At 63.1% G+C, this 19,746-nt stretch carries 18 protein-coding genes; 2 read left to right on the top strand and 16 right to left on the bottom strand.

Annotation, left to right across the window (positions count from 1 at the left end):
- From VNZ93_RS03110 to VNZ93_RS03065, 10 genes are all read right to left on the bottom strand, one after another.
- On the bottom strand, positions 1-1,222 hold a 1,222-nt coding region (locus VNZ93_RS03110), incomplete at its 3' end, for a URC4/urg3 family protein (RefSeq protein WP_325699942.1).
- 147 nt (positions 1,223-1,369) lie between these two features.
- Positions 1,370-2,626 carry a GTP cyclohydrolase II gene (locus tag VNZ93_RS03105; protein ID WP_325699939.1) on the bottom strand — a complete coding sequence of 419 codons (1,257 nt, stop codon included), beginning with the start codon at positions 2,624-2,626 and terminating at the stop codon, positions 1,370-1,372.
- 284 nt (positions 2,627-2,910) lie between these two features.
- On the bottom strand, positions 2,911-4,524 hold the full coding sequence (locus VNZ93_RS03100; protein ID WP_325699935.1) for a GMC family oxidoreductase: 1,614 nt from the start codon (positions 4,522-4,524) through the stop codon (positions 2,911-2,913).
- Positions 4,525-4,615: 91 nt separating this feature from the next.
- Positions 4,616-5,617 (bottom strand): TRAP transporter substrate-binding protein, encoded by a 1,002-nt coding sequence (locus tag VNZ93_RS03095; protein WP_325699931.1) that lies wholly within the window; start codon positions 5,615-5,617, stop codon positions 4,616-4,618.
- A gap of 15 nt (positions 5,618-5,632) precedes the next feature.
- Positions 5,633-6,904 (bottom strand): TRAP transporter large permease, encoded by a 1,272-nt coding sequence (locus VNZ93_RS03090; RefSeq protein WP_325699928.1) that lies wholly within the window; start codon positions 6,902-6,904, stop codon positions 5,633-5,635.
- Positions 6,901-7,431, bottom strand: a complete 531-nt coding sequence (locus VNZ93_RS03085; RefSeq protein WP_325699925.1) for a TRAP transporter small permease — start codon at positions 7,429-7,431, stop codon at positions 6,901-6,903. The genes VNZ93_RS03090 and VNZ93_RS03085 overlap by 4 nt, the downstream gene beginning before the upstream one ends.
- A gap of 4 nt (positions 7,432-7,435) precedes the next feature.
- Positions 7,436-8,065, bottom strand: coding sequence for a glutathione S-transferase family protein (locus tag VNZ93_RS03080; RefSeq protein WP_325699922.1), 630 nt, complete (start codon positions 8,063-8,065; stop codon positions 7,436-7,438).
- A gap of 40 nt (positions 8,066-8,105) precedes the next feature.
- A complete protein-coding gene (locus VNZ93_RS03075) occupies positions 8,106-8,510 on the bottom strand; it encodes a RidA family protein (protein WP_325699920.1) in 405 nt (134 codons plus the stop codon).
- A 23-nt stretch (positions 8,511-8,533) separates the two neighbouring features.
- Entirely contained in the window at positions 8,534-9,664 is a 1,131-nt protein-coding gene (locus VNZ93_RS03070; RefSeq protein WP_325699917.1) for a hypothetical protein, read from the bottom strand.
- Positions 9,665-9,730: 66 nt separating this feature from the next.
- Positions 9,731-10,885, bottom strand: a complete 1,155-nt coding sequence (locus VNZ93_RS03065) for a cupin domain-containing protein (RefSeq protein WP_325699914.1) — start codon at positions 10,883-10,885, stop codon at positions 9,731-9,733.
- Positions 10,886-11,034: 149 nt separating this feature from the next.
- On the opposite strand from VNZ93_RS03065, the gene VNZ93_RS03060 reads away from it, so the two are divergent.
- Positions 11,035-11,808: a FadR/GntR family transcriptional regulator gene (locus VNZ93_RS03060; RefSeq protein WP_325699911.1), complete on the top strand. Its 774-nt coding sequence runs from the start codon at positions 11,035-11,037 to the stop codon at positions 11,806-11,808.
- Here VNZ93_RS03060 and VNZ93_RS03055 read toward each other — a convergent pair.
- The 3 genes from VNZ93_RS03055 to VNZ93_RS03045 all read right to left on the bottom strand — a co-directional run bounded on the left by VNZ93_RS03055 (position 11,750) and on the right by VNZ93_RS03045 (position 14,643).
- On the bottom strand, positions 11,750-12,052 hold the full coding sequence (locus VNZ93_RS03055; RefSeq protein ID WP_325699908.1) for a GIY-YIG nuclease family protein: 303 nt from the start codon (positions 12,050-12,052) through the stop codon (positions 11,750-11,752). The genes VNZ93_RS03060 and VNZ93_RS03055 overlap by 59 nt on opposite strands.
- A 99-nt stretch (positions 12,053-12,151) precedes the next feature.
- Positions 12,152-13,060, bottom strand: coding sequence for a 3-keto-5-aminohexanoate cleavage protein (locus VNZ93_RS03050; RefSeq protein ID WP_325699906.1), 909 nt, complete (start codon positions 13,058-13,060; stop codon positions 12,152-12,154).
- A 23-nt stretch (positions 13,061-13,083) separates the two neighbouring features.
- Complete coding sequence (locus VNZ93_RS03045) at positions 13,084-14,643, bottom strand: class I adenylate-forming enzyme family protein (protein WP_325699903.1); 1,560 nt, start codon at positions 14,641-14,643, stop codon at positions 13,084-13,086.
- Positions 14,644-14,757: 114 nt separating this feature from the next.
- On the opposite strand from VNZ93_RS03045, the gene VNZ93_RS03040 reads away from it, so the two are divergent.
- On the top strand, positions 14,758-15,903 hold the full coding sequence (locus VNZ93_RS03040; RefSeq protein ID WP_325699900.1) for an FAD-dependent monooxygenase: 1,146 nt from the start codon (positions 14,758-14,760) through the stop codon (positions 15,901-15,903).
- A gap of 87 nt (positions 15,904-15,990) precedes the next feature.
- Here the strand turns inward: VNZ93_RS03040 and VNZ93_RS03035 are convergent, their stop codons facing one another.
- From VNZ93_RS03035 to VNZ93_RS03025, 3 genes are all read right to left on the bottom strand, one after another.
- Positions 15,991-17,142 carry an acyl-CoA dehydrogenase family protein gene (locus tag VNZ93_RS03035; RefSeq protein WP_325699897.1) on the bottom strand — a complete coding sequence of 384 codons (1,152 nt, stop codon included), beginning with the start codon at positions 17,140-17,142 and terminating at the stop codon, positions 15,991-15,993.
- Between the two features lie 109 nt (positions 17,143-17,251).
- A complete protein-coding gene (locus VNZ93_RS03030; RefSeq protein WP_325699894.1) occupies positions 17,252-17,974 on the bottom strand; it encodes an ABC transporter ATP-binding protein in 723 nt (240 codons plus the stop codon).
- A complete protein-coding gene (locus tag VNZ93_RS03025; protein ID WP_325699891.1) occupies positions 17,971-19,746 on the bottom strand; it encodes a branched-chain amino acid ABC transporter ATP-binding protein/permease in 1,776 nt (591 codons plus the stop codon). The genes VNZ93_RS03030 and VNZ93_RS03025 overlap by 4 nt, the downstream gene beginning before the upstream one ends.

Below are 19,746 nucleotides of genomic sequence, written 5' to 3'. Positions count from 1 at the left end.
AAAACACAGTGCCGTCGCTGATAACATGAATCGGTGGTGCCCCGCCCGGACGCCTGGCATTGGCGAGACGTCGTCCGGCCGCCCAGGTGCCGCCCTCGAGCACCGCCCCGAGCGGGAAGTTGGCCGCGTCAAGCTGAAGCTCATGCCGGACCAGCGGCGCGATCCTGTCGAGCAGCGCGACCGTGAGCGCACGCCATTCGACCACCAACTCTGACCAGACCTCATGGCCCTGCCCGGCCGCGTCCGGATCGCGCAGCGCGATCACGCCGGCGTCGATAAACAGCCCGCCGTTGCGGTATTCCGCAAGTCCGGTCAGGCCGTCGAGATCGTTCACCGATACGCCGCCATCCTGCACCGGCTCGACCAGAGAATAGGTCAGCCATTGCGACAGCTTGTGGAATGGGATCAGGCCGTTGGTTTCGTCGCTGCGGACGATTGCCGGATGCCGCCAGGTGTCCCCAAGCGAAACGCCGTCCAGCGAGATGCGGCCCGGCCAGATCGGGCCGAGGTGATGCAGCACGGCACGCAGGATCTCGGGCGCAGGCAACGCCGCACCGTTCGCACGCGACACAAGATGATCGAACAGGCCGCCCGGCCGTGCGCGATCCTCCATGGCAAAGGCCGCTGGCTGATCCAGCACGGCGCTGCCAAGCCGTGCGATCAACGCCGCCCGGCCCTCGAGACCCGTGAGCGGATTGCCTTCGCCGACCTGAAAACCGCGCGCGAGATCGTCCGCGGTGAACGACGCCAGTTCGCTGGCGTCGGCCCTCAACGGATCGACCGGATCGGCCGAGAAGTATCCGGCCTCGAACATGCGCAGGCTTGCGATCGCCAGCCCTTCGGATCGGGCGACCTGCAGTCCGGTCACACCGTCGCGATAGCGCCAGTCCGGTCCTGCACCGGCGTCAAGCAGCACTGAAACGATCGCCAGGTCGAAGGCCGCACGGGCTTCCTCTGCCGGGTTCGCCCATCGACGCGCGGCCCTAAGCTGCGGCCACAGGTCAGTGCCCGAAAGCCGGAAATGCCGCCAGCGCGCATGCAGCGGCACCTGCAGCGACGGATAATTTTCACGGATCACCTGCGCGACGAAGGTCGCGGTGTCATTCAGCTTGTCGAGATGCAGCGTGAAATTCGCAAGCTCGCCGCGCTCGGCCGCTGCCATCATGCCATGGGCGCGTTCGCGGACGGCTTGGGCGGTGAGCATGGCATCGGCGCTTGACATTCGACAGTTCACCGGGAGGCCATTGGGTTAACCGCTTTGTCATGCCCGCGCTCGTCGCGAACATCCACGTCTTGCTTCGGAAAAAAGCGCGTGGATGGCCGGGTCAAGCCCGGCCATGACGTGCTGTTGGTTTCGGACATGGGATGCTCAGAAATCCCGGAGATTGCGGCCGACCGTCGCCTTCAGCTCATCTTCGGTCGGTGCGCCTTCCGGCGTGAAATAGCCAGCGGCCTTCTTGGCCTCCATCTCGACCTTGGCGTCATCCGGAATCATGTCGTCCGGGATCGGGATGCGCTCGACGATGTCGATGCCGGAGCCGACAATCGCGTCGTACTTCATGTTCGACATCGAGACGAAGCGATCGATCTTGGTGATACCGAGCCATTGCAGCACATCCGGCATCAACTGCTGGAAGCGCGCATCCTGAACGCCCGCGACACATTCGGTGCGCTCGAAATAGGTCGCAGCCTGATCGCCGCCGGGTTGACGCTTGCGTGCGTTGTAGACGAGGAATTTCGTCACCTCGCCGAGCGCACGGCCTTCCTTGCGGTTATAGACGATGAGGCCGACGCCGCCCTGCTGCGCTTCGCGAATGCATTCGGCGATACCGTGAATGAGATATGGCCGGCAGGTGCAGATATCCGAACCGAAAACGTCGGAGCCGTTGCACTCGTCATGTACACGGCAGGCAAGCCGCCGCTTCGGATCGGCAAGCGCCGCCGAATCGCCGAAAATGTAAAGCGTGATCCCCCCGATCGGCGGCAGAAATACCGACAGATCCGGGCGCGTCACGAGCTCCGGATACATGCCGCCGGTCTGCTCGAACAAGGTGCGGCGCAGCTTATCCTCGGTCGTGCCGAAACGTTCGGCGATGCCGGGCAGATACCAGACCGGATCGATGGCCGCCTTGGTGACCGCGACGTCACGCGCGCTGTGCACCATCTCGCCGTCGACCTTGATGAAGCCCTGGTCGAAGAAGCGATCGAGCTCCGGCAATGTCAGACGCGCCTTCGTGATCGCGATGCTGGGCCGGATATCGACGCCCTCCGCGATCTCCTCCCTGAAGTCCGCGGCGACGCGATGGCCCCACGGGTCCAGCGAGACGATCCGCGCCGGCTCGGCCCATTGCGGGAATGGTCCGATATCGACGACCGGCATGGTGTCGGACAAGTCCGGACGCGCGATCGGATTGAGCGCCCCGGAGGAGACCGCGAGCGCCCGGTACAATGCATAGGAGCCACCATGCGCGCCGATGGCGTTGCGGTCCGGTCCTGCATTGACGGTGCCGATCACGGGCCCGCGTTCGCGCGCGGTCGGTGCGCCCCAGCGGATCGGGAAACGGCCCGGCGTCCGATGGCCGGGATGCGATGTGAGACGGATATGACCGTCCCTGTTCGTGGACATGAGCTTGCCCCACAAAAGCAAAAAGCCCTCTTCCGGCAGCGCCGGAGTGAGTGGCTTCAAAAAGAGAAGATAACGACAGGTTGTGGTTTGGGCAAGGGGGTCTGAACGCGAGGGCGACGCGCTTTCTCCCTCCTCCGTTTACGGGGGAGGGTCGATCGACTGAGCGAACGCGAAGGAGATCGGGGTGGGGGCCGTTTCGACGCCGCATTGCGCAGCTGCCCCTCCCGGCTCGACGCCATCGGCGTCTCGCCCCCTCCCCGCAAGCGGGTGCGGGACAGAGAGGGCTACGCCCGCCCCCGGATCAGATCGGCCGCCCGCTCGGCGATCATGATCGTCGCGGCGTTGATGTTGGCGCCGATGATGTCCGGGAAAACAGAGGCATCGATCACGCGCAGGTTCTCCGCGCCCCTCACCTTCAATGTGGGATCGACCACGGCCGTCTCATCGCCGTCGGAGCCCATCTTGCAGGTGCCGCAGGGATGATGCGTCGTGACCACCGTATTGCGGATGAAAGTCTCGAATTCGGCGTCGCTCTTGACGTTCGCACCCGGCATGATGTGGCGCGCGATGAACGGCTTCAGTGCTGGCTGCCGTGCGATCTCGTCGAACATGGAAATCGCGCTTTTCAGCGTCTGCCAGTCGCCGTCGGTCGAAAGCAGGTTCTGCAGAATGCGCGGATGCGCAAACGGATCGGCGGATGCGAGAGAGATCGAACCTCGGCTTTCCGGCCGCAGCACCACGATGCGGCAGGCAAAGGTGTCCTCGAACGCGGCCTTGAACGGCGGCATATAGGGCGCGGCGCCCAGCGGACCGGCGATGAACAGAAGCTGCGTGTCCGGCAGGTCTTTGGCATGCGGCGTCTTGAGGAAGCCGATGAGGCCTCCCGGCAGATCGGTTGTGAAGCCGGTGCCGAACATCGCACCCTGCGCCATCGCCAGGGCGATGCGGTCAAGCCGCAAATTCTTCTGCACCGGCCCGCCGCCATTGCGGCCGTAGACGATCAGCGCGGCGACGTGATCCTGAAGGTTCTTGCCGACTCCGGGCAGCGCGATCTTGACCGGAATGCCGTGCGCGGCGAGTTCATCCGGCGCACCGATGCCGGACAGCATCAGCAGCTGCGGTGAATTGATGGTGCCGCCACAGACCAGCACTTCCTTCGCGGCGCGCGCCGTCTTCGTCTCGCCGCCCTGGCGGTATTCGACGCCGGTCGCACGCGATCCTTCGAGCAAGACGCGCGACGACTGCGCATTGACCTCGACGGTCAGATTGCTGCGCGACAGTGCCGGACGCAGATAGGCGACCGATGTGCTGCAGCGGCGTCCGTTGCGGATCGTCGCCTGCATGCGCGAGAAGCCATACTGATCCGCCGCGTTATAGTCCGGATTGAACGGATGGCCGGCCTGCGCGGCCGCCTCGAGATACGCATCGACCAGCGGATCGGCGTAGCGGGAACGCCGCGTGGTCAAGGGACCCGAGCCGCCGCGATATTCGCTCTCGCCGCCTTCCCAGCTCTCCTGCTTCTTGAAATAGGGAAGCGCGTCGGCATACGACCAGCCCCGCGCGCCGTTCCGCGCCCAGCGGTCGAAGTCGCCGCGATTGCCGCGCACATAGGCCATCGCATTGGTGGAGGACGAGCCGCCGATCACCTTGCCGCGCGCGACTTCCATCTTGCGCTTGCCGGCATAGGGCTCGGGCTCGGTGTCGTAGTGCCAGTCGAACAGGCGTTCCTTGTAGACCTTGCCCCAGCCGAGCGGGATCTTCAGCCAGAAGCCGCTGTCCCAGGGCCCGGCCTCGAGCAAAAGCACGCGCGTATTTGCATCCTCGGTCAGCCGGGCTGCGAGCGTGCAACCCGCGGAGCCGGCGCCGACGATGATGTAATCGAATTCAGAGGTGGTCATGTCGCTTGTCCGTCATGGCCGGGCTTGCCCCGGCCATCCATCATTCAAAACGGATGGATGCGCGGGTCTAAGCCCGCGCATGACACGCCGTTTACTTCGGCGCCTTGGCGTCGACGACCTTCTTCAGGATGTCGAATTCTTTCTTCACGACCGGATTGGCGTCGACGACCTTGGTCCCGATGGCGACGAAGTCCTTCATCATCTTGTCCTGCTCGGCAGCCGGCAGCTTCAGGATCTCGCCCTTGTTGGCGACCCAGAGGTCAGTCGCCTTCTTGTTGTTGTCGAGCACCCACGGGAAGGCCTTCTGCTCGGCTTCGCGGCCCGCGGCGCGGATCGCATCCTGCACGTCCTTCGGCTGCGACTTGAACCAGTTCTCGTTCACGAGCGCGATCGACAGGATGTAGGAAAACTCCAGGTCGGTGACGTATTTCGCGACATCGTAATACTTGAACGCGGTCAGGATCGGCATGCCGGCCAGCATGCCGTCGAGGCCGCCGGACTGCAGCTGCGGGATCACTTCCGACAGCGCGAGCGGCGTCGGAATCACGCCGATCGACTTCATCGGCTCGACCTGCAGCGGCGACGCGAAGGTGCGCACCTTCTTGCCCTTCATATCCGCGATCTTCGGAGCTGGCGTCTTCAACAGGATAACGGTCGGCGAATTGTAGATCGCGCCGATCACGCGCAGACCCTTGTCGAGGAACATGGTCTCCAGGTGATCGCGATAGGCCGGATCCTGGATGGTCGCATACTGGTGCTGCGGCGACCGGAACAGACCCGGCACTTCAAAGATCTGGAAGCGCGGGTCGAGATTGGTCACGAACGACGTCGGCGTGATGAAGGATTCGATCGTGCCGAGCGACACGCCTTCCGCCATGCGCGGGATCGCGCCGAGCTGGCTCGCCGGATAGATCCCCATCTTCAGCTTGTCGCCGATGCGCGCCTTGACGCCCTCGACGAACAGCTTCTGCCATTCGTGCTGGCCGTCGTTGATGGTGGCGCTCGCCAGCTTCATTTCCTGCGCCGAGGCGGGCAAGACAGCGAACGCAGCGGCAATCGCCGCGGCGAATAGACTGTGTCGTGTCACGTACATGTAGTCCTCCCAGATTCAGATCGCACGGGTGAGAATTAACGACAGGTCCGGCCAGTAGGTGATGATGAGCAGCGCCGTGATCTGCACAACGGCAAAAGGCAGGACGCCACGATAGATCGTTTCCAGCGGAACACCGAGCACGGTGCGCGCAACGAAAATGTTCAGGCCGAAGGGCGGCGTGAACATGCCGATCGCGACATTAGTGCACATGATGATGCCGAAATGGATCGGATCGACGCCGACGGTCTTCACCAGCGGGATCAGAAGCGGCGTCAGCACCAGGATCGCCGATGTTGGATCGAGGAAGCAGCCGACGATCAGAAGGATAATGTTGATCGCCATCAGGAAGCCCCACTGCGAGAGCTGCAGCGCCTGCAGCCATTCCGTGAGAGCCCGCGGAATGCCGCTGATGGTGAGAATCCAGGAGAACAGCGCGGCGGTCGCGACAATGACGAGGATCTGGGCGGTCAGCATCGCCGAACGGGCGGCGGCGTCGAGCACGTCCTGCCAGGACATCGAACGGTAGATGTAGCGGCCAACGATGATGGCGTAGAGACAAGCGAATCCGCCGGCTTCGGTGGGCGACGAATATCCGAAATAGATGATCCCCAGCACGAAGGCCGGCATGAACAGGGCCGGCGCGGCACGCCAGCTCGTGCTCAGGAAGAGCCGCAGATCGAACTTCCCGGAACGGGGGATGTTCATCTGCAACGCCCGCACAATCACGAACGCTGCCATCATCGAGGCCATCAAAAGACCCGGCAGCACACCTGCGGCGAACAGCTTAGGGATCGACTGCTCGGCCGACGCGCCATAGAGGATCATGGCAATGCTCGGCGGGATCAGGATGTCGATCGCCCCGCTCGAACTGACGAGACCCGACGAGAAGCGTTGCCCGTAGCCGTCGCGGATCAGCCCGGGATAGATCGACTTGCCGACGGCGGCGACGGTCGCAACGCTTGCACCGGAGATCGCACCGATCAGGGTCGATGCCCCGACAGTCGCAACCCCGAGCGATCCCGGCATGCGGCCGATCAGCGCCAGCACCCAGACGATGAGCCGGTCGGCAATGCCGGCCGCCCCCATTAACTCGCCGGCGAAAATGAAGAACGGGATCGCAAGCAGCGCGTAATTCTCGAGCCCGCCGAACATGATCTGATGGATCGCGACCGGCGACACCGTCATGAACGAAACGAAGGTGAGGATCGCCCCGGTCAGCAGCAAAACGAAGATCGGCGTACCAATCACCAGCAGCGTGACGGGTATCGCTCCGAGCGTCCAGATCATGCGCGACCGCCGCGGCTATGGGAAAGTTGACGGACATCGCTGACCACGATCATGGCAGCGATGACCGCCGTGCCCGCGAACCCGACCAGGAGCGCAGAATGCGGGATCACCATCGGCATCCCGAGCGCCATGCTCGTCTGCCCGCTCGCGACAATGCGCTGAACGAAGCCGAAGGACTGCACGGCGGCATAGCCGCACGATGCAGCCATGACCGCATGCGTGATGATCGAGAGAATGTTGACTGCGCGCGGGCCGACCCGAGCGGTGAGGATCTCCAGCGCGATATGGCTACGATCGGCGGTGACCAGCATCATACCGATCATCACCATCCAGATCATGCCGAAGACCAGCACCTCGTCGACGCCGATCACGACCTCACCGATGGCGCGAGCCACGGCATTGATGACGTTGAGCAGAACAAGGCCGATCAGCACAACGCCGAGCAGCGCTCGCACCGCAGAAAGCGCGAAGCTGGCAAGGCCCGCCCCTGCTTCAGACGGTGACGCGGCCTTGTCCTCGATCGTCATAGCCTTAAGCGGCCGTGTTGAGCGCCGACGGCTTGGCGCCGATCGCGACCGCGAAGGCCGGACGGGCTTCCATCGACTTGATCCAGCGAGTCAGTTCCAGGAATTCCGGCTTCTCGATCGGGAACTCGAGGCAGCGCTTGACGATGGATGCGAGCGCAATGTCGGCGAGCGTCAGGCGATCCAGCGCGAAGAACGACTTGCCGGCGATATGGCCTTCCAGGATCTTGAGCTGGGCAATGAGGTCGGCGCATTGCGCGGCGAAATCCGCAGCGCGCTTCTCCGGCTCGTTCTTTGAATCCTTGAACACGGCGACATACGGCGTGTTGAGCGAAGCCAGCAGCCAGTCCATCCAGCGCTCGACATAGGTCTTCTCGGCGGGCGTCGATCCCGTGAGCTCCGGCTTATGCAACGCCGCGAGATAGCGAAGAATGGTGTGGCTCTCCCAGATCACGGTTTCGCCGTCGATCAGCGTCGGCACCTTCGAGTTAGGGTTGAGCTTCTTGTATTCCGGAGTCTGCGTGTTGTTGAATTGCCGCCCGTAATCCTCACGGGTGTATTTCACGCCGATCTCTTCCAGCACGAAGAGCACTTTCTGCACGTTGCCGGAGGTTGAACGGCCGAGCAATCTGATCACGATTGAGTCTCCTTTTTCAGTTCGCGTGCGTGCCGCGGGCTCACTTCTTCAGCGGCTTGTAGACGATGCACTCGATTTCGATCTTGGTGTTGATGACGGCGCGCGCTTCGACCGTAGTGCGGGCCAGAATCGCGTCCTTGAACATCTCGCCGAATACCTTGTTGTAGCGCCCGAAGTCACGGGTATCCTGCAGATAGGTCGTGGCGCGCACCACATCGGCGAGCGTCGCGCCCTCCTGTGCGATGATCCGCTCGATGGTTTCGATGGTCGCGCGAGTCTCTTCCTCGATCGACCCGTGGATCATGTTGTTGTCGGCGTCTTTCGCCACCTGCCCCGACACGAAGATGTAATCGCCGGCGCGCACCGCCGGATGGAACGGCAGGTTCGGGTTCTTCTTGCCGATCGGATACACATCGGCGCGCTTCTGTTTGGTCACGTCGTCCATGGCTTTAGCCTTCTTGAGCCGTCTTACGAAAAGGCGCTGGTCTCGATTATGTCGACGCCGTTCACACGATCGACCAGATAGATGAGCCCGCGGTCGTCGACGGTCACATCGTTCGAGGACGGGCGGTCCGCGCCGGGCGCCGCGTCGGGCATGTAATAGCCGACCTCGCGCGGCGCGAATGGATCGGCGAAATCGACCAACCGAAGTCCCTGCGCGAACCATGCGAACGGAATGATGGTGCCGTGGAAGCGCTCGGACGGCTGATGGCAGCCGGTCATCGGCGGCTGCGGCGCACCGTCGACATCAAGCCCAGGCACCTGCCAGGTCGAAATCGAGACCGGCATCTGTTCATTGGTGATGTCATACACCCAGGCAAAGCTCGGCGCCGCCGGCCAGAGTTTCGCGACGTCCTCGTCGGCAACGATCAGGATGTCGCGGCCACGCAGCTTCTGCGGAATGCGAAGGCAGGTGTGCGTCGGATGCGGATAGACCGGCGAAGTATTCACGCCGGAAATCGCCTTCGGCTTCGACATGTCGGAAATGTCGAGGATGAAGAAGCCGTGGTGCCAGTAGCTGACATAAAGCCGGTCGCCGACACGCAGCGGATGGTGGCAACGCGGCGGAACCCATTGATCCCAGGGATATTGCTCGCCTCCCGCGGTCCACTGGCCGGGAATCCACCAGCGCCCCACTTCCTGCGGCTTCGCCGGATCGGCGAGATCGAGGATCATGCAGATATTGCCGACATAGCCTTCGACCGTCGGAGAGATATAGGCGTAGCGGCCGTCGAAATCGAAGCGGTGTACGCCACCGCCCTTGGTGAGCCACCTGGTGATCAGCTTCGGCTGCGACGGCTTCGATACGTCGTAGATCCCAAGGCCGCCGCCGATGTCGTTCGGGCCGGATTTTCCGAACTTCTCGTGGTTCACCACCATGATCCCGTTCGACACCCGCACCTTGTGCGAATGCCAGCCCTCCGGGACATCGATGGTCGCGAGATGCTTCGGATTGGCGGGATCGGAGACGTCGACGATCGTCGTGCCGGATGTCGGACGTTGATGTCCGACATACATGATTCCGTTTTCGACCCAGACCTGGCCGCCGCCGGGACAGTCGAAATGCGAAACCAGCGTGGTGTTGGAACGCGACAGCACAACTCACCTCGAAATACGCGAAATGGCCCCGCCTTTTATCGGCGGGGCCATGAAAACGAAAGGCCCTTAAGCCAGCGAGACCACCGCGTCGTTCTTGTCGCGGCCCCACTTCTTGTACAGGTCAAGCGCCTTGAGCACCGGCTCGTCGCTAGCGACGAACATCGTGACCGGCTCCTTGTCGGACGTGTTGACGTGCTGGCACCAGGAACCGCCGGGAACCGCAAGCGTGTCGAACTGCTTCCAGTCGAAGCGCTGGCCGTCCACGATCGAATAGCCCCGCCCTTCGAACGGCGAAACCAGGAGGTTCGCGGTCTGCCGCAGCGGCAGCGTCTTCTCGCCGGGGCGCAGCATCTGCGCGAAGAAGGTCATCGTCTTGAACACCGGCTTGCCGGAGGTCGGGTCGATATACTCGGCCATCAGGGCTTCATAGGGATCGCCGTCCCAGTCCTTGTGACGCTCGAGCAGCTCGCGCATCATGTCCCAGCGATAGACGAACATCGGCGACGAATAGCCCGCGCCGCGCTTCTCCTTGCTGGCAAATCGCGGCATCAGCCCGCCATAGCCATAGATGCGCTGCGAATAGTCCGGCGTGAAGCGCTCGCTCTGCTGCTTCTTGTGGACCATCTTGCCGTTCTCTTCTTCCATGTAATTATGGTCGAAGTGCACGGCGTTCAGCGTCTCGACCAGCGGGAAGTCGAGAACCGACAGGTTCAGCGCCTGCTCGTCACCTACCGTGCCGTGATTGTGCCAGGTGTCGTTCGGCGTCAGCACCATGTCGCCGGGGCCAAACACGATGTTCTCGCCATCGACGCCGGTGAAGTTGCCCTTGCCCTTCAGGCCGAACCGGATCGCGTTCGGCGAGTGCTTGTGCGGGGGCATGATCTCGTTCGCGTCGTTCAGACGGTACGCGGTGTACATCGTCGAAACGGTCGCGCGCTTGGGCGCAAGGCCCGGATTCATCAGGACCAGTGAGCGGCGCTCGGAGTCCTCCATCTTGATCAGTTCGACGGCGCGGTCCAGAATTGGTTCAATGTCTTCCGCGCAGCGCCAGAGGTACGGGACGGCCTTCTGCGGCGCCATCAGGACGCGGTCCTCGTCGTTCGCGACGTCCTTGTTCTGCGCCCAGTAGGGGAACATGTTTTTCGCTGCGACATCTTCATAAAGCGCCTTCAGCGCAGTGTCGCGATTTGGCAGGCGGTGCACGTTTGCGGGAGGGGTCATGGGGTCAGTTCTCCGCCGAGATTTCAATTGATCTGGCAAAAAGCTAACAAAGCTGGTTCAGCCGTCAATCACGGAAATCGCACCAGTTTGCGGAAATGGTACGCACTGGTATACTTCAAGCGAACCAGTGAATGACACGGAGCCCACGGGTGGCCGACGTATCTCAGGGCGGCGTCATGCATTCCGTTGCGCGCAGAAGCTCGCGACGCACTGACGCCAAGTTGCATTATCGCGAGGCGGCCGAACGCATTCGCGCAATTATCGATGGCGGCCGCTTGCGCGGTCCCGGCCGGCTTGGTGACGGGCGGCTTCCCTCCGAACGCGAACTCGCGGAGGAGCTTGGCGTCAGCCGCCGCGTGTTGCGACAGGCGCTCGGTATCCTAGAAGCGGAAGGCCGCATCAGCCGACAACACGGACGCGGCACGTTCGCCACCGATGCACGTCATGCCACCGAAAGCCTGGTGCACGAGATGTCGCGGCTGACCAATCCCGGCGACACGCTGGAAGCGCGGCTTGCGCTCGAGCCGATGCAGGCTCGGCTCGCTGCATTGCGCGCGACACAGGGCGATATCGACCGGTTGTTCGAAGCCGCCGATGCCAGTCGCGATGCAAGAGATCCGTTGTCCTACGAGAAAGCGGACGCAGCATTTCACCGACGCGTGTCCGCGGCGGCACGCAATCCGTTGCTGAGCGCGATTTTCGATGCGTTGCTGGAAACCGCTCTGGACAGCACGTGGCGGCATGGTCGCGAGACGGGCCATTGCATCAACAATCAGGCCGTCTACGCCGCGGACCATCGCAAGATTGCAATCGCGATCGCCGATCGCAATGCGCCGCAGGCGGAAGCTGCGATGCGCGCGCACCTTACGGCGATACAGAAACGGCTGATCGAGCACGCTTTCCCCGACGCGGCGGCGGATTGATCAACGCCGCGAGCACGAGCTTGCGGAATTTGCGGTCGCGCTTGAGATGCCATTCGCGGCTCATCGCGGCCTCTTTCGTCTCAAAGCTTTCCGAATGCAGCAGCGACCAGGAACGTCCGCGCGTCGTGCGGGCGCCCTTCCCCGCATTGTGCTGCGCGAGCCTGCGCTCGAGATCGAGCGTCCAGCCGACATAGGAGATCGGGCCGCGCGGGGTTCTGGCGCCGAGGATGTAGACGAAGGGCATGGGCTCGATGCGTGCGTCACCGCAAGGGTGCACGCAAAGCGTAAATGATTCGTCATGGCCGTGGTTGCCCGGCCATGACGAATGAAGACGATCGAACTGTTATGCGGCGCTCTTCACCTTGAGCTGCGGCAGACCGATGATCTCGCGCGCTTCCGCGGGCGTAGCCGGCTCCAGCCCGAACTCGCGGATGATGCGCACGATGCGCTCGACCAACTCGACATTGTTCGCAAGCCGCCCCTTGGAATAGTAGAGATTGTCTTCCAGGCCGACCCGCACATGGCCGCCGAGCAGAAGCGACTGCACCGCGGCATTGAGCTGGGCGATGCCGATGGCGCTGACATTGAAGATCGCGCCCTCAGGCATCAGTTCGACCATCTGCTGCAGGATTTTCGGCGTATAGGGCATGGCGCCCTGGAAGCCGCGATGCGCGTTCAGCACGAAGTTGACGAAATACGGCTTGGTATCGAGCCCGGCATCGAGGCACGCCTGCACGTCCTGCAGAAGATGCGTCGGCGAGAACACTTCCCATTCCGGCTTGATGCCGCGCTTCTGCATTTCCTTCGCAAGGAACTTGCAGCGCTCCGGCGAGGTGTTCATCAGGATCTCGCGGCCCTCAAAGTTCGCGACGATGGTGGTGGGATCGAGCGTGCACATCTCCGCGCCCGCTTCCATGCCCTTCAGCCGTTCCTCCCAGATGATCTCCGGATAGCCGTTCGGGCCCTGCCGGACCATGTCGCCGTTGATGCCGCCGCCCGTGGAATTGTTGATGATGATGTCGCACTTCTCGCGAATGCGCGCGTTAATGTCGCGGTAAATTTCCGGATTGCAGGTCGCGAGATCGTCCGGGCGGCGCGCATGCACGGCGACGAGGCTCGCGCCCGCATTGTAGCAGCGATAGACGTCGTCGGCGATTTCCTGCGGCTGGGTCGGCAGATTCGGATTCTGCTGCTTCGACGCCATTCCGCCGGTCGGCGCAATGGTGACGATCACCTTGCCAGTCGTGCTCATGGTTCTCTCCTTGGTTTGTTTCTTCAACGCTCCGCACCGCGATCGCGATACGTCTCGCGCAACACCTTGCGCAGCACCTTGCCGGCCGCGTTCTTCGGCAGGCTGTCGGTGACGAAAATCGCCTTGGGGCATTTGTAACCGGCGAGCCTCTGCCTGGCGCGCACAAGCAGCGCCTCCGGATCGAGCTGAACGCTGCGCGGAACGATCGCCGCCACGACCTTCTGCACCCAGCGATCGTCCGGCAGATCGAACACCGCCACTTCCAGAATGTCCGCGTCCTGCAGGAGAATGTCCTCCACCTCGCGCGGATAGACGTTTTCGCCGCCGGTGACGATCATGTCGCTCTTGCGATCGAGGATATACAGGTAGCCCTCGTCATCGATGCGGCCGAGGTCGCCGGTATGCAGCCAGCCGTCGCGAATGGTGGCGGCCGTCGCTTCAGGATTGCGCCAGTAGCGCGCCATGGTCATGGGGCTGCGGACGAGGATTTCACCGATATCCGCGTCCTCGACATTATCGGGCACCGCAAGCTTCACTTCGATACCGGTCAGCACGCGCCCGCACGCGAGCAGCAGATCCTCGCGGCCGGCGCGCGCCTTCCGATGATCGCCGGGCGTGAGACAGGTCACCGTCCCCGCCTCCGTCGATCCGTAGCCCTGCGCGAAATCGCAGGCGAAGGTCGCGGTCGCGCGCTTCAATGTCTCGATCGGCATCGAGGACGCGGCGTAGAACATCATGCGCAGCGCCGACAGATCGAACGATCCGATATTCGGCTGTTCGAGCAGCGCATGGATCATGGTCGGCACCAGATGCGTGTTGGTCACGCGATGCCTCGCCAGCAGCGCGAGTACACCCTGCGGATCGAATTGCGGCATGACGACGGTGGTGCAGCCGGCCGCAAAGCTCGGAAACAGGTGATACCACATGCCGCCAACATGAAAGAAAGGCATGGGCGCGAGCGTCACGTCGGCATCGGTGAAATGGAACATCTCGTCGATCGCGGCCCTGCAGTTGAGCAGAAGACCGCGATGCGTCAGCTCAGCGCCCTTCGGGATGCCTGTGGTTCCGCTGGTGTAGAGAAGGCAAGCGGTTGCCTCCGGCGAGACGGCAATGCCCGCGGGTTCGGAAGAACCCGATGCGACTACACGATCGTAGCTCTCGAAGCCGTCGGCGTCGCCATCGAGCGCGAGGAAGACTTTCACAAACGGCAACGCGCCGCGCAGTTCCTCGATCACCGGAAAGAACGACGGGTCGACAATCAGCGCAGCCGGTTCGGCATTCGTGAGGACGATCTGCAATTCGCGCGGCGACAGGCGCCAGTTCAGCGGCAGGGCAATCAGGCCGGCCGCGCTGACCCCGTAGCCTTCCACATACTCGATGCGATTGCGCGACAGGATGCCGACGCGGTCGCCCGGCTTCAGCCCGCGCGCCAAAAGTGCATTGCCGAGCCGGGTCGCACGCTCGTACATATCCGCGAACGAACGCGTACGACCGTCCGGCATGACCAAAGCCGGCTTGTCGGCGTAGCGCGCGGCATTGCGCCGGTATACATCGCCGATGACCTCAAACGCGGGGTCTGTCACCCGCCGCCTCCCTCGTGTGCACGGGTTTCACCCCGTTTCCATACTGATTAGTATGGACTTCGCCTCCGTCATTTGTCAATTTGGACAAGCGTTCAAAATGCCGAGGATTTTGACATGCGCATCGTGATCGTCGGGGGTGGCCCGGCCGGGCTCTACCTGTCGCTGCTGCTGAAGCGCAGCGGTCTTGGCCATTCGCTACAGGTGGTTGAACAGAATGCGCCGGACGCCGCCTTTGGCTTCGGCGTGGTATTCTCCGAGGATGCGCTGGAGTTCCTGAAAAAGGACGATCCGGCGATCTTCAACGCAATCACGCCGGAACTCGAACGCTGGAGCGGCATCGCAATCCATCATCGCGGCGAGCGCGTCATGCTCGACGGGATCGGCTTCACCGCCGTCGGCCGGCTGCATCTGATCCACCTCTTGCAGAAACAGGCGCGCGACGAAAGCGTCGACGTCACCTTCAACCGACCGGTCACCGACCTTTCGGAATTCACTGACGCCGACCTGATCGTCGGCGCCGATGGCGTCTCCTCGCTGGTGCGCCGCTCGGACGAGGCCGGTTTCGGCACCACTCTCTCCTACCTCACCAACCGCTTTGCCTGGTTCGGCACCACCAAAGTGTTCGATACACTGAGCCAGACCTTCCTTCAGACGCCGGCCGGGCCGATCAACGCGCATCACTACCGCTATTCGAAAACCATGAGCACCTTCGTGGTCGAATGCAGCGAATCGACGTTCTTCAATTCCGGCTTCGACCGCATGAGCGAGGACGAAGCCCACGCAGCGCTGGAGCGCGTCTTCGCGCAGACGCTCGATGGACACCCGCTGATCGCGAACCGGGGGTCGATCTGGCGGCAATTTCCGATCATCCACAACGAGCGCTGGTCGGTGGGCAACCGGGTAATCCTCGGCGACGCCCTGCATACCGCGCATTTCTCGATCGGTTCGGGCACGCGCCTTGCGATGGAGGACGCGATCGCGCTGGCGCGCGCGATCGCGGAGCATCCGACCGACGTCCCGGCGGCGCTCGCGGCCTATCAGGCGCAGCGAAAGCCAATCCTCGACAAGCTGGTCAACGCGGCGAATGCGAGCGCCGAATGGTACGAGAATTTCGGCACGCACATGGCGCTACCGCCTTACGACTTCGCGATGTCGTATCTCTCGCGCACCGGGCGGATGGATATCGAGCGCATCCGCAAGATTGCGCCCGAATTCACCGCGGCCTGGGAGAAGCATCGCACTCTCCCCGCCTCCCCCTGAGAGAGGGGTCATATCGCAAGCCCCCTCCCCAACCCTCCCCCTTACAGGGGGAGGGAGTCGATGCACCGTTCGCCTTACGGTGAGACATCATTGCGGCTTCAGACCCATGCCGCCCGCGATCATGTTTCGCATGATCTGCGACGTGCCCGCGACCACGGTCGCAATCCGCGAGTCCCGATAATGCCGCTGCATCGGATATTCCATGCTGTAGCCGTTGCCGCCATAGATCTGCATGCCGAGATTGGCCACCTTCACATAGACCTCCGATGCGAACAGCTTCGCCATGTTGATCTCATTCATGGCGTTCTTGCCGGCATCGACCATCCAGGCCGCGCGATACATCAGCGAGCGCGCAGCCTCCACCTCGGTCTGCATGTCGGCCAGCATATGTGCGATCGACTGGAAGTTGCCGATCGGGCGGCCGAATTGCTTGCGCTCCTTGGCATAGGCGAGCGCCAGATCGACCACGCCCTGCGCAGAGCCGACGTCGCACGCCGCGACCGTGATCCGCTCCGTCTGCAGGCCTGACAACAGGCAATCCCAGCCCTTGTTGACCCCGCCGATCAACTGATCCTCCGGCACCCGGACGTTATCCAGCGTGACTTCGTAGGTGCCCATGCAATAACGGCCGAGCATGTCGAGCTTCTTCATCGAGACACCCTGCCGGTTGTTGTCCACGAGGAAAAGCGACATGCCCTGCCGATAGTGAGCCTCCGTGTCGGTGCGCGCATAAAGGCAGATCACGTTGTCCTTGGCGCCCGCGCCAGACTGCCAGACCTTTTGTCCGTTCAGGATCCAGTTGTTGCCGTCCTTGCGCGCAGTCGTGCGAATGGCGCCGACGTCCGAACCGGCGTCGGGCTCGGAAATGCCGATGGAGAACTTGATGCGCCCGTCGATCAGCGCGGGAATCCATTTCTTCTTCTGCTCGTCGGAACCCTTGCGCGCGACCGTCAAGCCGCAGAACAGCGCGCCGGCATAGGCCATCACGAGGTCCGCGCTGGTTCGTCCGATCTCCTCGGATACCAGCGCAAGATCCAGCACGCTGCCGCCGGCGCCGCCGAGATCCTCGGGAAACGGCAGGCCGTAAAGGCCGGCCTCGATCCAGGCGTCGAATAATTCGTGTGGATACGCCTTTTCCCGATCGACCCGCGCGACATAGTCGGGTGTCGCAACGCGCTCCATCAGCTTGCGCACGCTGTCACGGAGAAGGATCTGTTCCTCGGTGAACGAAAAATCCACGTGTCACTCCCATACTTTCCGTCGCCCCCGCGAAAGCGGGGGCCCATATTCCAGAGCTGTGATTACGGTCCCGGCTTGCGCGGGACGAGACCTGCAGTTGAATCTCCGCCTAGCCCGCGCTCTTGCCGAGATAGGTCGCCATCACCTTCGGATCGCGCATCAGATCGGACGCCTTGCCCTGATGCACGAGTTCTCCTGATTCGAGCACATAGCCATAATCCGCGGTCTCGAGCGCGGCGCGCGCATTCTGTTCGACCAGCAGCATCGTGACGCCCTGCTCGCCCAGCCGCGCGATGATGCGGAAAATCTCGCGCACGATCAGCGGTGCAAGGCCAAGACTCGGCTCGTCGAGCATCAGCAGCTTCGGCCGCCCCATCAACGCGCGGCCAAGCGCCAGCATCTGCCGCTCGCCGCCGGACAATGTGCCGGCAAGCTGTTGGCGTCGCTCGCGCAGCCGCGGAAAGAGGTCGTAGACGCGGTCCGTGTCTTCCTTCACCTGCGCCGTGTTGCGGCGGTGGATATAGGCGCCGAGCAGTAGATTGTCGGCCACCACCATGTCGGTGAAGAGTTCACGCGTTTCCGGCACCAGCACGATGCCGCGCTCGACCCGCGCCTCGACTTCGGCCCGGCCGATATCGCTCCCCTCATAGGAGATATGGCCGGTCGCAGGCAGTTGCCCGATCAGCGCCTTCAGCAGCGTTGTCTTGCCGGCGCCGTTCGGACCGATGATGGTCGCGATCTTCCCCTCCTCGACGGCAAAGCTCACGCCCTTCACGGCCATCAGCTTTCCGTACGAGACACTCAGGTCTTTCGCTTCGAGCATCGTGGTCATTCGACGCTCCCGAGATAGGCTTCCTGCACCGCAGGATTGTTCTGGATTTCCGCCGGCAAACCTTCGGCGAGTTTCTTGCCGAATTCGAGCACCACGACCCGATCAGCAAGGCTCATCACGAATTCCATGTCGTGCTCGACCAGCAGGATGGACATTCCATCGGCGCGCAGCGAACGCAGCAGTCCGGCAAGCGCCTTCTTCTCGAGGCTGCGCAAGCCTGCGGCCGGCTCATCGAGCATAATGAGCAGCGGCCCGGCGGCGAGTGCACGCGCCACTTCCAGCACGCGCTGCTGTCCGAGCGCGAGATTCCCCGCCAGTTCATGCGCCTTGTCGGCGAGGCCGACGCGTTCGAGTTCGCGCATCGCCTCGCGATACACCGAGCCCTCCTCCGCGCGATCGAGCCGCAGCGCACCGGCAAGGAAGCCGGCATGGGTGCGCCGGTAGCAGCCGAGCATGACATTTTCGAGCAGCGTCATGGTCGGACGCAGCTTCACATGCTGGAAGGTGCGCGCCATGCCGAGCGACACCACCTCATGCGGCTTGATGCCGGAGAGGTCATGGCCCGCAAAGGTGACCTTGCCGGAACTCGACGGCAGCGCGCCGGTGATCAGGTTGAAGGTCGTGCTCTTGCCCGCGCCGTTGGGGCCGATCAGCGCGGTAATGGTGCCGGCCTTCACCTCGAAGGAGACATTGTCCACCGCGACCAGCCCGCCGAAGCGCTTGGTCAGTCCCTCGATCCGCAGCAGCGGGGAGCCGCTCTCCGGGCGCTGCTTTTTCGGAAGCTCTGCCGCGGATGCGGCTGACGCAGGCGCGGCCTGCACGGGTTGCGGGAGATATTGCCGCACCAGCGGCACGATCCCGCTGCGCGACTTGTGCAGCAGCAGAATGAACAGGCAGCCGAAAACCACGATTTCGAGATTGGCCGCGTTGGTCGACAGATGCGGCAGAAGATCCTGCAGCCAGTTCTTCAGGAGCGCGACCGAGGCCGCGCCGACCACCGCACCGGCGATCGTGCCCGCACCGCCGAGCACGGCCATCAGCAGATATTCGATGCCGGCATTCAGCCCGAAGGGCGCAGGACTGACGAAGCGCGTCATGTGCGCATAGAGCCAGCCGGCGATTCCGGCGAGCGCAGCGGCAAGAATGAAGACCCACAATCGCACCCAGAACACGTCGATGCCGAGGCTCTCGGACATGCCCTTGCCGCCACGCAGCGCACGGATGGCGCGGCCTTGGCGCGACTTCAGGAGATTGGCTGCGCCGAGCAGCGCCGCCCCGCAGAATATCCAGATGATGTAATAGAGCTTTTGCGGCTCATCGAAGCGATATCCGAACAGAGAGATGGGCGGGATGTCGCCGATGCCGCCATGCGAGCCGAGAAACTCGAAATTGCCGAAGCTGTAATAGATCGCCATGCCCCAGGCGATGGTGGTCAGCGGCAGATAATGGCCGCCGAGATGCAGCGTGATGTAGCCGAGGATCAGCGCGACCAGCGATGTGATGACGATCCCTGCGAGAAGACCGATCCAGGGCGAGAATCCTGCCGCGGTCGAAAGATAGGCGGTGGCGTAAGCGCCGAGCCCGACGAACGCGGCCTGCCCGAACGAAGTGATGCCGCCGCAACCGGTGAGCAGCACAAGGCCGAGCGTGATCAGCGTGTAGATGCCGATGTAATTCATCAGCGTGACGACGAAGCCGGCATGGACAAGCGGCAGCACCGCGACCGCCGCCACGAGCAGCACCAGGAGAGAGATGCGCACCGAGGAGGACAT

Origin of the sequence: Pseudorhodoplanes sp. (genome assembly GCF_035565795.1) — a bacterium.
Lineage (GTDB): Bacteria > Pseudomonadota > Alphaproteobacteria > Rhizobiales > Xanthobacteraceae > Pseudorhodoplanes.
The sequence above is the reverse complement of the archived record's forward strand: the minus strand, read 5'-3'. Positions and strand labels throughout refer to the sequence as shown.

Coding starts and splice junctions, on each gene's coding strand:
- VNZ93_RS03065 (WP_325699914.1), bottom strand. CDS start 10,885: ATGACCCCTCCCGCAAACGTGCACCGCCTGCCAAATCGCGACACTGCG.
- VNZ93_RS03100 (WP_325699935.1), bottom strand. CDS start 4,524: ATGACCACCTCTGAATTCGATTACATCATCGTCGGCGCCGGCTCCGCG.
- VNZ93_RS03105 (WP_325699939.1), bottom strand. CDS start 2,626: ATGTCCACGAACAGGGACGGTCATATCCGTCTCACATCGCATCCCGGC.
- VNZ93_RS03055 (WP_325699908.1), bottom strand. CDS start 12,052: ATGCCCTTCGTCTACATCCTCGGCGCCAGAACCCCGCGCGGCCCGATC.
- VNZ93_RS03050 (WP_325699906.1), bottom strand. CDS start 13,060: ATGAGCACGACTGGCAAGGTGATCGTCACCATTGCGCCGACCGGCGGA.
- VNZ93_RS03095 (WP_325699931.1), bottom strand. CDS start 5,617: ATGTACGTGACACGACACAGTCTATTCGCCGCGGCGATTGCCGCTGCG.
- VNZ93_RS03085 (WP_325699925.1), bottom strand. CDS start 7,431: ATGACGATCGAGGACAAGGCCGCGTCACCGTCTGAAGCAGGGGCGGGC.
- VNZ93_RS03030 (WP_325699894.1), bottom strand. CDS start 17,974: ATGACCACGATGCTCGAAGCGAAAGACCTGAGTGTCTCGTACGGAAAG.
- VNZ93_RS03090 (WP_325699928.1), bottom strand. CDS start 6,904: ATGATCTGGACGCTCGGAGCGATACCCGTCACGCTGCTGGTGATTGGT.
- VNZ93_RS03025 (WP_325699891.1), bottom strand. CDS start 19,746: ATGTCCTCCTCGGTGCGCATCTCTCTCCTGGTGCTGCTCGTGGCGGCG.
- VNZ93_RS03040 (WP_325699900.1), top strand. CDS start 14,758: ATGCGCATCGTGATCGTCGGGGGTGGCCCGGCCGGGCTCTACCTGTCG.
- VNZ93_RS03075 (WP_325699920.1), bottom strand. CDS start 8,510: ATGGACGACGTGACCAAACAGAAGCGCGCCGATGTGTATCCGATCGGC.